This is a genomic window from Mesorhizobium sp. CNPSo 4689 (assembly GCF_057784325.1).
Map to the genome: position 1 here is coordinate 1 of NZ_JBWLUZ010000042.1, position 12,065 is coordinate 12,065.

At 62.9% G+C, this 12,065-nt stretch carries 17 protein-coding genes; 9 read left to right on the forward strand and 8 right to left on the reverse strand.

Annotated features, from left to right (window positions below):
- The 5 genes from AC04SI_RS29480 to AC04SI_RS29500 form a co-directional block, all read left to right on the forward strand.
- On the forward strand, window positions 1-444 hold a 444-nt coding region (locus AC04SI_RS29480), incomplete at its 5' end, for a TCP-1/cpn60 chaperonin family protein (RefSeq protein WP_488475408.1).
- Between the two features lie 23 nt (window positions 445-467).
- Window positions 468-683, forward strand: a complete 216-nt coding sequence (locus AC04SI_RS29485; protein WP_404283125.1) for a hypothetical protein — start codon at window positions 468-470, stop codon at window positions 681-683.
- A 39-nt stretch (window positions 684-722) separates the two neighbouring features.
- The gene (locus AC04SI_RS29490; RefSeq protein ID WP_404283126.1) at window positions 723-908 is read left to right on the forward strand and encodes a hypothetical protein; all 186 of its coding nucleotides are present in this window, start codon (window positions 723-725) and stop codon (window positions 906-908) included.
- 150 nt (window positions 909-1,058) lie between these two features.
- Window positions 1,059-1,253: a hypothetical protein gene (locus AC04SI_RS29495; protein ID WP_404283127.1), complete on the forward strand. Its 195-nt coding sequence runs from the start codon at window positions 1,059-1,061 to the stop codon at window positions 1,251-1,253.
- An 89-nt stretch (window positions 1,254-1,342) separates the two neighbouring features.
- Complete coding sequence (locus AC04SI_RS29500) at window positions 1,343-1,516, forward strand: hypothetical protein (RefSeq protein ID WP_246800796.1); 174 nt, start codon at window positions 1,343-1,345, stop codon at window positions 1,514-1,516.
- 53 nt (window positions 1,517-1,569) lie between these two features.
- On the opposite strand, the gene AC04SI_RS29505 is transcribed toward AC04SI_RS29500, so the two are convergent.
- A complete protein-coding gene (locus AC04SI_RS29505; protein ID WP_404283128.1) occupies window positions 1,570-2,856 on the reverse strand; it encodes a mechanosensitive ion channel family protein in 1,287 nt (428 codons plus the stop codon).
- Between AC04SI_RS29505 and AC04SI_RS29510 the strand changes: the two genes are divergently transcribed.
- Both AC04SI_RS29510 and AC04SI_RS29515 read left to right on the forward strand, forming a co-directional pair.
- Window positions 2,837-3,100 carry a hypothetical protein gene (locus AC04SI_RS29510; protein WP_404283129.1) on the forward strand — a complete coding sequence of 88 codons (264 nt, stop codon included), beginning with the start codon at window positions 2,837-2,839 and terminating at the stop codon, window positions 3,098-3,100. The two genes, AC04SI_RS29505 and AC04SI_RS29510, sit on opposite strands and share 20 nt — an antisense overlap.
- A complete protein-coding gene (locus AC04SI_RS29515) occupies window positions 3,097-3,930 on the forward strand; it encodes a GyrI-like domain-containing protein (RefSeq protein WP_404283130.1) in 834 nt (277 codons plus the stop codon). Before AC04SI_RS29510 ends, AC04SI_RS29515 begins: the two co-directional genes overlap by 4 nt.
- A gap of 90 nt (window positions 3,931-4,020) precedes the next feature.
- Here the strand turns inward: AC04SI_RS29515 and AC04SI_RS29520 are convergent, their stop codons facing one another.
- The 3 genes from AC04SI_RS29520 to AC04SI_RS29530 are packed head-to-tail and all read right to left on the reverse strand — an operon-like array spanning window position 4,021 to window position 5,467.
- The gene (locus tag AC04SI_RS29520) at window positions 4,021-4,959 is read right to left on the reverse strand and encodes a bifunctional helix-turn-helix transcriptional regulator/GNAT family N-acetyltransferase (RefSeq protein ID WP_404283132.1); all 939 of its coding nucleotides are present in this window, start codon (window positions 4,957-4,959) and stop codon (window positions 4,021-4,023) included.
- Window positions 4,960-4,991: 32 nt separating this feature from the next.
- Window positions 4,992-5,351, reverse strand: coding sequence for a putative peptidoglycan-binding domain-containing protein (locus tag AC04SI_RS29525; RefSeq protein WP_488475409.1), 360 nt, complete (start codon window positions 5,349-5,351; stop codon window positions 4,992-4,994).
- Window positions 5,348-5,467: a glycosyl hydrolase 108 family protein gene (locus tag AC04SI_RS29530; protein WP_488475410.1), complete on the reverse strand. Its 120-nt coding sequence runs from the start codon at window positions 5,465-5,467 to the stop codon at window positions 5,348-5,350. The genes AC04SI_RS29525 and AC04SI_RS29530 overlap by 4 nt, the downstream gene beginning before the upstream one ends.
- Between AC04SI_RS29530 and AC04SI_RS29535 the strand changes: the two genes are divergently transcribed.
- Window positions 5,441-6,607: a putative sugar O-methyltransferase gene (locus tag AC04SI_RS29535; protein ID WP_488475411.1), complete on the forward strand. Its 1,167-nt coding sequence runs from the start codon at window positions 5,441-5,443 to the stop codon at window positions 6,605-6,607. The genes AC04SI_RS29530 and AC04SI_RS29535 overlap by 27 nt on opposite strands.
- Before the next feature lie 36 nt (window positions 6,608-6,643).
- On the opposite strand, the gene AC04SI_RS29540 is transcribed toward AC04SI_RS29535, so the two are convergent.
- The 4 genes from AC04SI_RS29540 to AC04SI_RS29555 form a co-directional block, all read right to left on the reverse strand.
- Window positions 6,644-7,498 (reverse strand): hypothetical protein, encoded by an 855-nt coding sequence (locus tag AC04SI_RS29540; RefSeq protein ID WP_404283137.1) that lies wholly within the window; start codon window positions 7,496-7,498, stop codon window positions 6,644-6,646.
- 147 nt (window positions 7,499-7,645) lie between these two features.
- Window positions 7,646-8,779 carry an alanine racemase gene (locus AC04SI_RS29545; protein WP_404283139.1) on the reverse strand — a complete coding sequence of 378 codons (1,134 nt, stop codon included), beginning with the start codon at window positions 8,777-8,779 and terminating at the stop codon, window positions 7,646-7,648.
- Window positions 8,776-10,056 (reverse strand): D-arabinono-1,4-lactone oxidase, encoded by a 1,281-nt coding sequence (locus AC04SI_RS29550; RefSeq protein WP_488475412.1) that lies wholly within the window; start codon window positions 10,054-10,056, stop codon window positions 8,776-8,778. Before AC04SI_RS29550 ends, AC04SI_RS29545 begins: the two co-directional genes overlap by 4 nt.
- A 71-nt stretch (window positions 10,057-10,127) precedes the next feature.
- Window positions 10,128-11,312 (reverse strand): MFS transporter, encoded by a 1,185-nt coding sequence (locus tag AC04SI_RS29555; protein ID WP_404283143.1) that lies wholly within the window; start codon window positions 11,310-11,312, stop codon window positions 10,128-10,130.
- 143 nt (window positions 11,313-11,455) lie between these two features.
- Here AC04SI_RS29555 and AC04SI_RS29560 point away from each other — a divergent pair, with 143 nt between their 5' ends.
- Window positions 11,456-12,064 carry a TetR/AcrR family transcriptional regulator gene (locus AC04SI_RS29560; RefSeq protein ID WP_404283144.1) on the forward strand — a complete coding sequence of 203 codons (609 nt, stop codon included), beginning with the start codon at window positions 11,456-11,458 and terminating at the stop codon, window positions 12,062-12,064.
- Window position 12,065 lies beyond the last annotated feature (1 nt).

A 12,065-nucleotide genomic window follows, 5' to 3' on the forward strand; every position in this document is an offset into this window, starting at 1 on the left:
GACGCGCTGAACGCCACGCGCGCGGCTGTCGAGGAAGGCATCGTTCCGGGCGGCGGCGTGGCGCTGCTGCGGGCGAGGTCGGCGCTCAAGGGCCTGACCGGCGCCAATGCCGATGTGACGGCCGGCATCTCGATCGTGCTCAGGGCGCTCGAGGCGCCGATCCGCCAGATCGCCGAGAATTCCGGCGTCGAGGGTTCGATCGTCGTCGGCAAGCTCGCCGACAGCAAGGATCACAATCAGGGCTTCGATGCCCAGAACGAGGTCTATGTCGACATGATCAAGGCCGGCATCGTCGATCCGGCCAAGGTGGTGCGCACGGCACTGCAGGATGCCGGCTCGATCGCCGCGCTTCTGATCACCGCTGAAGCCATGATCACCGACATTCCGGCCAAGGATGCCGCGCCTTCACCCGGCGGCGGCGGCATGGGCGGGATGGGGTACTGAGACTTTGGCGCCAGGAGAAGGCCGTGCGTGAACCGACACTGCTTCCGGTATTCGGCAGGCTTGGGGTCAAGCCGCCGGTCGCCGTTGCGGCGACGCCGGCCAGATCCAGCAGCATCACGAACCTGTCGGCCCGTATGCGGGAGGGTCTCTCCTCGCACGGGGGCCTGGCTTTGAAGCTGGGCGTGGTGTTGTGGACAGTCACTGTCCTGGCGGCAGTGTTTTTCATTCTGCAGGCCTAAACCGGTCGGTGGCGGGCGAAAACGAAAAGGACGCGGACTATGGCAAACCGCTACGCGCTTCGCATGGACCATCCGGACAGCTGGACCGTTTTCGACGTCTTCACCGGCCAGCCCGCCGAGTCCGATCACAAGGTCATGGTCGGCATCAATGCCGGCGAAGCGGACGAGATAGTCGGCCGGCTGAACGATCAAGACTTCAAGCGGCGGGAAGAGGCCGGCCGCTGACTTGTGCTGATGCACCAAAGGACAAATCTGCCGGAATGATTCGCTAACCAGCGGTCGGGGGCGTACAGTCCCGTGGTCGCCGGCCAGAACAAGGGCACCGGCGCTTGAGAGCGTCCACCGTACTCCCGCCCCCTAAATGGGAGCTGCATCATGGACAATGATCATTCGGCCGATATGATCTCGACTTTTGACTGCAATATCCTGCGCGACGCCTTCAGAACGTCGGTCATCGAAAATCGGATCCCCGAGGATCAGTGGCAAGGATACGCCGCGCTTTTGATCCGTGACTATACCGGCAACTCCGATTTTGAATCGGCGCTGCTGGCCTGGGTCGTGCGAAAGTAACTTTGTCGCCGTGCATAAGGTGCCGGAGCGGACAGCCGCTCCGCGCCTGCTTTCATTTTTTGCCAGAAAGGACAACAAGCATGAGATTCATGAAAACCCCGGACGCCCCAGTTGTAACGGTCGAGCCGATCGTCGAGGCCACCAAAGTCCTGTCGAAGCGGCTGACGATCAGAAGCGACGAAGCCGCAAGACGAAAGATCGCCGACACCGACGGCACGGTGCGGCGGGCGCGTCAAACTGCGGAAAGCAACCGTTTGATTTGATGTGCCGACGTCCCTGCCGCCCCCCCTTGGCGGTGAACACCGCGCCCACACCCTCAGCGCCCGTCCGCCTCTCTCATGATGATCTCGCGATGCGGATAGGGAATGCTTATGCCGTTTGCCTTGAATGTGTCCCACAGCGCCAGCAGCACCTTTCCGCGCACGTTGGTCAGGCCTTGCTGGGGGTCGCGGATCCAGAAGCGCAGGACGAAGTTCAGCGAGGAGTCGCCGAAGTCGGTCAGCCAGCAGACCGGCCTCCGGTCGGCGTCGACCCGGCCGACTGTGATCGCGGCCTCTATCGCCAGTTCGCTGACCTTGTGCGGATCGGCATCGTAGGAGACGCCGAAGTTCACGTCGAGGCGCACGAGGTTGTCGCTGAACGACCAGTTGATGACCCTCTGGGTGATGAAGTCCTCGTTGGGGATCAGGAATTCGCGGCCGTCGCGCGTCACCACCGAGACAAAGCGCGCCCGCAATTCGCGGATCCAGCCGAAGGTGCCTTCGAGCGAAATGGTGTCGCCGGGCTTGATCGACTTGTCGAGCAGGATGATCACGCCGGAGACGAAATTCGAGACGACCTTCTGCAGCCCGAAAGCGAGACCGACGCCGACAGCACCGGAAAACACCGTCAGCGCCGTCAGGTCGAGACCGACGGCGGAGAGTGCCACGGCGCCTGCCACCAGCACGAGACCGATCTTGGCGACCTTGCCGACGAGGACGCGGATCGACGGCGTCAGCTCCTCGGAGACGCGGACGCGCTCATCGATGTAATTGCCGGTGACCACCGCAAGCCAGACGGTGGCGATCAAGAGCAGCGCCGCCTTCAGCACCATCAGCGCCGAAAGGCGAACCGCGCCCAGAGGGATTGCGACGCTGTCGAGGAAAGCGGCTGCCTCGTCGCCGACGCCCAGTATGACGAGGGCCGCGTAGATCCAGGCCAGCCAGCCGAGCGTGCGCGCGACGAGGCGGTTGCGGATGATGCGCGACAGCACGGTCGCGAACAGCCACGCCAGCGAGAGCAGCAGCGCGACGAGCAGGAGATGGGTGCGGCTCGGCCAGGTGATGGCGCGCAACAGGTTGAGCGCGGCAAACAGCAGGATCGTGAACAGGATCCAGTCGGTGCGCCGCAGCAGCGCGATGACGACCCTCAGCAGTCCGGGATGGCCTTTGATCTGGCGTGCTTGGTTCTCGACCAGCGGCTCGACCCGCAGCGCCGCGAGCTTCGCCACCAGGAACAGCGAGACAATGATGGCGGCCTGATAGACGAACCACGGCGTGGCGGCATAGTCGAACCATCCGCCGGCCCAGGCCAGCGATCTATCGATGGCGTCGCGAAAATCCATTGCCACACGACCACTTGGCTACGAATTGCACGTCCACAATGTCGTCGGCCTTGTGATTGGTCAAGTTGACCTTCGGGGCGGTTTTGCGGGCGGTGACGGAGGAACAACCGCAGCAAGGCCCCGCAGGAAAAATGACCGCCATGGCGATCAGCGTCGTTTCGATTTTGCGCACTGCGCAATTTCGATCAAACTGGCCGCGCCAGGAAACGGCAGCATGATCCCGGCCAATGCGAGGAGAAAATGAACCCGACCGAAAAAGCGCTGTGGTTCGTCGAAAGCCATCTGCCGGAAGCGGTGTCGCTCGACGATGTCGCGCAAAGCAGCGGCGTGTCGCGCTTCCATGTGACGCGCGCCTTCGGCGCCGCGACCGGCCGTTCGGTGATGGGCTATATGCGGGCGCGGCGGCTGAGCGAGGCGGCGCGCAAGCTCGCCGCCGGCGCGCCCGACATCCTCTCGGTCGCGCTCGACGCCGGCTACAACTCGCATGAGGCCTTCACCCGCGCCTTCCGCGACCAGTTCGCCACCACGCCGGAGCTGGTGCGCGTGCAAGGCAGCCTCGACAATCTCGATCTCGTGGAGCCGATCCTGATGAACCAGTCCCTGCTTGCCAGCCTCGAGCCGCCGCGCTTCGAGACCAGCCGACCCTTCCTCGTCGCCGGCCTCGGCGAACGCTACAGCTGCGAGAGCAGCGCCGCGATCCCGATGCAGTGGCAGCGTTTCGGTCCCTATGTCGGCAACATTCCGGGCGAGATCGGCGATGTCGCCTACGGCGTCTGCGTCAACGGCGATGATGCCGGCAATTTCGACTATATCGCCGGCGTCGAGGTCTCGGATTTCGCCGACCTGCCAAAGGAGTTTTTTCGCGTGCGCGTGCCGGCGCAGAAATACGCCGTGTTTTCGCATCGCGAGCACATCTCGACCATCCGCCGCACGGTCAACACGATTTGGAACAAATGGCTGCCGGCCTCCGGCCACGAGATCGCGGACGCGCCGGAGTTCGAGCGCTACGGCCCCGAATTCGATCCGCGCAGCGGCAATGGCGGGCTGGAGATCTGGATCCCGGTGAAGGGGTGAGGAGCGGTCGGCCGTAGGCCGATCAATCGACAACGATTTGTCGATTGAAGCGACGAACGCCCGAAGCCATAGCGAAGGGCCGGACCAACTCTACAATTCCAAATTCCAGTTCTGGCCGACCAGATCCTTGCCGAAGGAATGGTGGCGCTCTTCCTCGGCGAGCTTGAAGCCCACCGCCTCATAGATGCGGCGCGCCGAGACCAGGATGTCGTTGGTCCAAAGCGTCATCGTCTTGTAGCCCTTGGCGCGGGCAAAGCTCACGCATTCATCGACCAGTCGCTTGCCAATCCCCAGCCCGCGCGCCGAAGGCTCGACATAGAGTAGGCGAAGCTTCGCCACCTCGTCCGACTTGCGCACGACGAAGACCGAGCCGACGACCTCCCCTTCCCGCTCGGCGATCCAGCTGCGCTCCCATTTCGGGTCGAAGGATTTGACGAACGCCGCAAGGATCTCGGCAACCAACGCCTCGTAGGTTTCGTCCCAGCCATAATCCTGCGCGTAGAGCATGCCCTGGCGACGCACGATCCAGCCTATATCGCCGACCTGCAGCGGCCGCAGCATGTAGGGAATTTTCGGCTCGGCATTGTCGCCGCCCAGCAGGCGCTGCACCGTCTGCATGGCCTTGACCAGCCTGTCCTGGTCCGATGCCGCCAGCCGATCGAGCAAAGCCGCGACCTGGTCGTGCGAATCCCGGTTCAGCGGCGCGAAGGCCTGCCGTCCGGCGGGCGTCAGCGCAATCGACGAGCGCCGCGCATCGGCTTCGATGGCGGCGCGCTCGACCAGGCCTCGCTCCTCAAATTTCTTCAGCAACCGGCTGAGATAGCCGGGGTCAAGCGCAAGGTCGCGGACAAGGTCGGTGGCGGTCAGGCCATCGCGATGCGCCAGTTCGTAGAGCACCCGCGCTTCGGTCAGCGAGAAGGCGCTCTTCAGCAGCCCTTCGTCGAGCAGGCCGATCTGGCGGGTGTAGAAGCGATTGAAGGCCCGCACCGCGTCGATGCGTTCTTTGCCGGGTTGATGGTGAAGAGTCATGGCATTCTCCTGTCGGAGACAGGATCGAGCATTTAGTTGACGAAGTCAAGTAAATGCGGAGCGGCGACCACAACCTTCGTCATCCCAGGGCAGGTTTTCAGATGGCGCAGGAAATTCAGCCGCTGGTCGCAGATCCTGGCGATCAGGGCGTCGTGGTTGTTGACGCCCTTCAGCGCATCAAGCGTCGAAAAGCCCATGACGCCGTCGATGGCTCCCTTGTAGAGCGGCCCGAGCGCGCGCTGCAGCCATTTGATCGACTGGCTGACACCGGAATTGCCCGCGCCGTTGAGTACGACATAGTCGAAGCCATCGGGTAGAAGGTCACCCTCGAAGGCGTCCCAATACTGTCGGTCGTAGATCTCATAGACCTCGCCCATGGTGATGTTTTTCACCGAGCGCGTGTCTTGCCCTTGCCCTTGCGATAGGCGTCATAGATGCGCTGGGTGACGCCCTTATTGGTCGGCCCGCCCGGATCCTTGGGATGGTTGACGTAGCCGCCTTCATGCACCAGCAGTTTGTCGAGCGAAGCCCGTTCGCGCGATTGCGCGCCATGGCCGTTTACCTTTCAGCGATCTCGGAAGTTGTGTTCTCTGTTCTGTTGAAGCACTGTCGCTCGGTGAGGGAGGATATTCTTGTGACTGACAGCTTCAGCGCCGCGCTGCGGTCGATGTTCGATGAGATGAAGGCGGCCCCCGCAGAGATGCAGCCTTCGAAGTTCTGGCAAGACTTGAACCGGCGGCATGCCGAGCGCACAGCATCGTCCGGCATCGCGAATTTCAAACGGACGCTAGCCAAGGACTATTTCACATGGATGCGGGTTCTGCCTTGGGATCCTCAAATTCGTTTTTTGGTCGGCCACCTTCCGCTCGCAGCTTCGCTCCGGGCCGCGCTTGGGGTCCTGTCTCCCTTCAAGCATCGCCATATTCCGTTGCTCGAGGGCTTCGCCCTGAACTTTCTCACCCGGCTCGTCTGGCAATATGCGGAGCAGGAATTTCCGGAAGAAATTGCGGCCCTGTCGGAGCCATCAATCGGCAATCCGCCGGCTATCCGCATCGGCGGAGGAATTGTTTCTCAGGATCTCGCAAATTCAATCCTGGAATATAAATCGATCGAACCGGTCGCGGCGGGTACGATTTGTGAGCTTGGTGGCGGCTATGGTCGAACAGCGTTCGTCATTGCTTCGCTGCGTCCGACCGTCAGATACATCATGGTTGATATCCCGCCTGCGCTCGGGGTCGCCCAGGAATATCTCTGCCAGGTGTTTCCGGACAGGAAGCATTTCCGCTTTCGTCCCTTCGACGATTTCGAAACCGTTCGAGAGGAATTCGAAGCATCCGCACTTGCCTTTCTGTTGCCTCACCAACTTTCACTTTTGCCCGATTCCACTGTCGATCTGTTCATCAACATCTCATCCCTGCATGAAATGCGGATCGACCAGATCGAATGTTACTTGTCGGAGATCTACCGCCTTGTACGTCCAGAAGGACACTTCTACCTCAAGGCCTGGAAAGTCTCGAAGGTACCATTCGAGGGAATCATCATCCGCGAGGGTGACTATCCGTTGGAGCGATGGCACCGGGTCTATCGTCGGCTGCCGAAGGTCCAGTCGAGTTTCTTTGAAACCTTGCTTCGCAAACCGAAAGATTGACTATGCTGAGAGCGCTGGCAGATCAGCAGATTGCGGTCAAAGCCCGGCGAACGACACGACCACCAGTGATCCGCCCGTGGCGGCGCTGGTCTCGACCGTGACTGATAGCGTCCCGGCAGCGCTGTCCATCAATCCGGCCGTCGAATGCCGTTCATTGGCAAAGCCGGCCGTGTCGACATCGCTGATCTCGTCAAGATTGGTCCATGTGACGCTGGCGCTGTTGTTGTTGCTGCAGAAGCCGGCCAGTACGATACCGTCGTCATCGGCACTGACCGACGCATTGAAGCTGTCGTTGAGGCCGCTGGCATCGACTAGGGTGTCGCTATCGAAGACGGTGGCATCGACCCCGTAGAGAGAAAACACCTCGAACTGCACGAAGATGTTGATGTTGGAGACGGTGACGTCGATGTCGGCGGTTTCGCCGGTTGGCGTGGCCGCGAAATAGATGGCCGCCGAGCGATCGTTCGTCGTAGCGACACCAAGGCCCGTGGCGCTGGCAATGACCATGCCGGAAACTTCGTGCGAGACACCGGCGCCAGTGGCCGCGACGGCAATCACGCGGCTGGCGTGCTCCTGTCCGCACTCGACGTCATCCAGCGTGAAGGTCGCCGCGCCTATATGGCTGCGCTGGTCGACCAGGCGGATAAGCGAATTGCGCACCGTGATGGTGAACGACGGCAGGTCGTCGGTCTGGTCGATGTCATCGGTGACGCGCACCACGATACCCGGAGAAACGCCGGTGCCGGTCGGTGTGCCGAAGATTTCTCCGGTCGTTGAATTGATGCTCAGCCCGTCGGCGTAGCAGGAGCGAAGCGACGTCGCGGAGACCCTGGGATCCATGCCGTTACGGCTGCCGGAGAGCAGAGCGGCCCAGAACGCAATGCTGTTCACGCAATGCGTTTAGATTCCGAACCGCAGCGGAGCTCAGACGTCACGGCACGGATCCTGCGGTCTCCGCGACGTCGCTTCACTCCTTGCTTCGCCCCAGGATGACGACATCGTGGAGGCCATCGCCAATCGCGAGCGCTGAGAAGCGGCTCACCCCATCGGCAGAGCCGGCCAGCGATCGACAATCCTGCCGCCGGAAAGCACCGCGATCGAGCCGAAATGCTGCAGCACGGCCTCGCTCTGTGTCGGCCGCAGGAAAGCATAGTCGCCGGGCTTGACCGTGGCACTGGCGGGCAGACCCATGAACTGCTGGTTGGAGGACAAGCCGATCAAGCCGTTGGTCTTCATGCCCTCGGGAAACACCGGCTCGGCCATCCATTTGCCGCCATAGAGATAGCAACCCTGGCGCGGGAACAGGCCGAGTGCCTGCAATATCCGCGACAGTGCCGCCGGGCCGGGCAGCACCGGCCCAACCGCCTTCAGGATCGGCGTCGCGATGAACGCCGCCGGCTGGAACCCGGCGAGCCCGGGCTTGTCGAAATCGCTGGGCAGGACGAAGGCGGAGCCGATCGACACTTCATTGGCCACCCCGCCATTGTGGAGCAGCGCCGTCTTCGAGCCGCCGATGTTGAGGATGCGGCGCTGGTCCTCGCCGAGGCAATCGGCGAACTCTTCGGCCAGTGCCGAGGCCTTTTTCAACGCGCCGGCCTGGCCGCCGAACAGGCCGGGAATCTCGGGTGCATGCGCCTCGTAGGCCATGATGCCTTCGCAGTGCAGCCGTTCTGGAATCGATAGCGCCTTCAGTGCCTCAGGGCTGGCAAAGCCGCCGCGGTGCAGCCCGACATCGACCTCGAAGGCGAAGCGCAATTCGATGCCGAGTTCGGCGGCCAGCGCGCCATACTCGGCCAGCCGCTCTTTTGTGTCGAACAGCCAGCAGACGCGCGACCACTCCCCGCCGCCTCTCATCAGCATGGCCCTCGCCGCGCCGACCGGCATCGGCTTGCCATAGAACATGTCGGCATCCGGAAAGGCGTCGAGCACGGCCTGCGTGACCGGTGGATGAAAGGTCATGAAGCGATGGGTGCCGAGCGCCTTGGCGATGTGCGACAGCAACGGCACGCAAGCCAGCGATTTGTCGACCAGCCGCACGGCAAGGCCGGGGTCCAGTCGCTCCTTTACCAGCGCGATGTTGTCGTCCAGCCTGTCGCGGTCGAGCAGCAGGCACGGCTGGAAAATGCCGGCCTCCTTCAGCGCGTCCGACAGCACGGCGAAATAGGCGCTCATGTCTCGATGCCGAACACGCTGGCCATATAGGGCGAGACGAAGCGGTTTTGCGGATCGATGTCGCGGCGCACTGCCATCGCCTCGTCCCAGCGCGGATAGAGTTTCTTGAAATCCGCCGCCTTCAGGCTGTGCATCTTGCCCCAATGCGGCCTGCCGCCGTATTTCAAGAAGATCGGCTCGGCCGCCCGCATGAACGGCAGCGGATCGTTCGCGGCATCGTGGTGGATGGCGATCGAACAGGTCGGCCTTTTGTAGAACGGTGACAGCCAGAATTCGTCTGCTGCCACCGAGCGCACCTCCATCGGGAAATAGATTTCGGGAAAGCGCTTCTCGGTCAGTTCGATGATTTCGGCCAGCGCCTTTGGGCCCTCCTCGAAGGGCAGATGATATTCCATCTCGTTGAACCGGGTTTGCCGGTCGCTGGCATAGACGTTGAGCCAGTCCTGCACGTAGTCCTCGGCCGGCAGTTTGGCGATGGCGCCCAGGATCAGCCGGCGGCGCATCGACGGCAGCCAGCGGAGCGCGGTGCGCAGTCGGCGCAGGGTCCGAAGGCCTGCCTCGTCGTCCTCGGTCGGCCGTGGCGTCGTCGCTGTATCGCTCAGATCGCTGGCGATGAACTGCGCATAGCCGGAAAACGGAATGTAGTAGAACTCGGCCGAGCGATGCGCGCGCATCATCGTCTCGAAGTCGCGCAACATGTCGGCGATCGGCAGCACCGATTTGCGGCGACGTAGCCGATAGCTGGCGATGTTGTTCAATGTCACCTCGGTCAAGACGCCGAAGGCACCGAGCGCGACGCCAATGGCCTGGATCGTCTCCTGATCCCCTGACCTGGAGTATTCGCGCAGCTTGCCCAGCCCGTCGACAATCTGCACCGTCTCCAGTTGCGTGTGATAGGCGCCGAGCGTCGGCCCGGAGCCATGGGTGGCGGTGCCGAGCGCGCCGCCGATTGCCTGGCGGTCGATGTCGCCCATGTTGGGCAGGCCCTGGCCGATGCCTTGCAGCAGGTGCATCAGCGGGCCGAGCCTGGTCCCTGTCCGCACGCGTGCCTGATGTTTTGCCGCATCATGCGACACCAGCCCTTCGATCTTCTCCAGCGAGACAATCGTGCCTTCGGACTTCACCAGCGGGGTGAAGGAATGGCCGGCGCCGACGACACGCAGCGGGCCGGGCGCGGTGCGCACCAGATCGGCGAGCTCATTCGTGTCGGACGGGGTGGCGATCAGTTTTGGCTCGGCGCGGACGAAGCCGGACCAGTTGCTCCAACTGTTCGACATGGCGCCTCCTCCTCCTCAGGCCTTTTGTTGGAGCATGATCTCTTCCGAAAACCGGTTTCCACTTTTCGGGATCATGCTGCTACGCGGCGGCGCCGCGACACGAGGACGAACAGGCCGAGCAGTACCACGCTGGCAAGCGCGCTGGCGGCGGCGAATTCCGGCACCGGGCGAAAATCCTTGCCTTCGATAAGCAGCGATGCCGCGATCGGGCCGATGGCCAGGCCGAAGAGCTGTGCGGCCGGCACCAGCAGCACGGCCGTGCGCGTCTCATCCGCGGTAATCGCCAGCCGGATCTGGTAGGGCACGATGAACAGGAGGATGAAGCCCATGACCAAAGCCGCGACCCAGAAGGTCGTCAGGCCCGGTCCGCCGGCGAGCACCAGCGAGCTGACAAGCGCGACAGCGCCGATCGCCGCGATCGCAAGGCGATAGTCGATGCGCGCCTCGAACACGGTCGCCGTCATCGCGCCCAGAACCTGAACCGCGAGGCTGGCCGAGACGATCAGGCCGACGGTGCGTCCATCGATGCCGTACTGCGCGCCAAGCGGCTCCAGAAAAGCCCAGACCGCGCCGAAGAACATGAAGTAGCAGAAGACCGACAGGAGCGCGGTCATCGAAGGGACCGTCAGCACATTGGCCAGGTGCTCTTCCTTGGGCAGGTCGGCATAGTCGCCTGGCACCTTCCAGGCGATCGCCAGGGACGCCAGGCAAACCAGGGCCAGCGCAATGAAGCCGCCGGCCGACCCGGCAGCCGGAATCACATAGAGGGCAAGCAACAGCGCCAACGCGCATTGCATGAGCGTCTGGATGGTGACGAAATAGCCGCCGATGCGTTCGGCCCGCCGCGAGCGGGCGATGAGCTCGGTGGCGACCGCCACCAGGCCGCCCTCGGCGAGCCCGGCCACGGCGCGTGTGGCGATCAGCGAATTCGGGCTGACTGCATAGGCCGTCCACCAATTGGCCAGCGCCAGCAGGATCAGCAGGACAGCGCTTTTCCAGCGCATGTTGCGGGCTGCAAGCAGCATCGCCACGACGCCTGAGCCGACGGCAATGGCAATCATCTCCGCCGTGGCGACCAAAGCAAGTTCGTCGCCGCTGACATGGCCCTCGGTGTAGAGGGCGCCGAGCAGCACCGGCTGGAGCCCGAGGATGAGCAGGCCGACCGAACCGATCCACAGGGCCGAGGCAAGCTCGGCGCCGGTCGGATTGCCGACCAGCCAATCGCCATTCCCCTGATGTCCGGCATTCGATGCCAAAGGTGCCTCCCCCAACGTCCTTGCCGCACGGCGAAAAAACTGACAATCTGTCAGCATTTCTGGAAACTGATAGTTAATCATGTTTCTTGTCAACCTGAAATTCGGACCTGTCGGAAAGGGTCGATGTAGTGGAAGCAAGGGGAATGGTGACCAGGCCCCGGCGCCTGCCCAAGCAGGAGCGCAGCCGCGAGCGCATCGACGCCATCCTGTCGACGACCATGCGGCTGATCGGCGAGAAGGGCATCGACGCCGTCACGATGAAGGAAGTGGGGGCGCTGGCCGGCGGGCCGATCGCCACCGTCTATCACTATTTTCCCAACAAATCGGCGATCCTGGCGATGCTCTACGAGCGCTTCTCCGAGGTCAGCCGCGCCCGCTTCGGTGCGATCATCGCGGAGATCCGTGGGCTGGACGACGTGACGGCGGCGGCCGACCGCCTGCTCGACGATTATTATGAGCGCGTCGCCGAAGACCCCGCCATCCAGGATCTGCAGAATGCGATCCAGGCCGACAAGGCGTTGCAGAATCTCGACATCGCCGAGACAAGGCAGCAGGCGAGGATGTTCTGCGACCATGTCGGCCCGCTCATCGATCCGGAAAAGCGCAAGCAGTTCGGGCGCGTGGTCTTCCTGATCTTCCAGCTTGCCGGCGGGGTGGTGCGGCTGGCGCTGACGCAGGACGGGGAGGAAGGGCGGCGGACGATTGATGATTACCGGTCGATCATTCACGCGCAGTTACGGCTGTTTCTTTGAT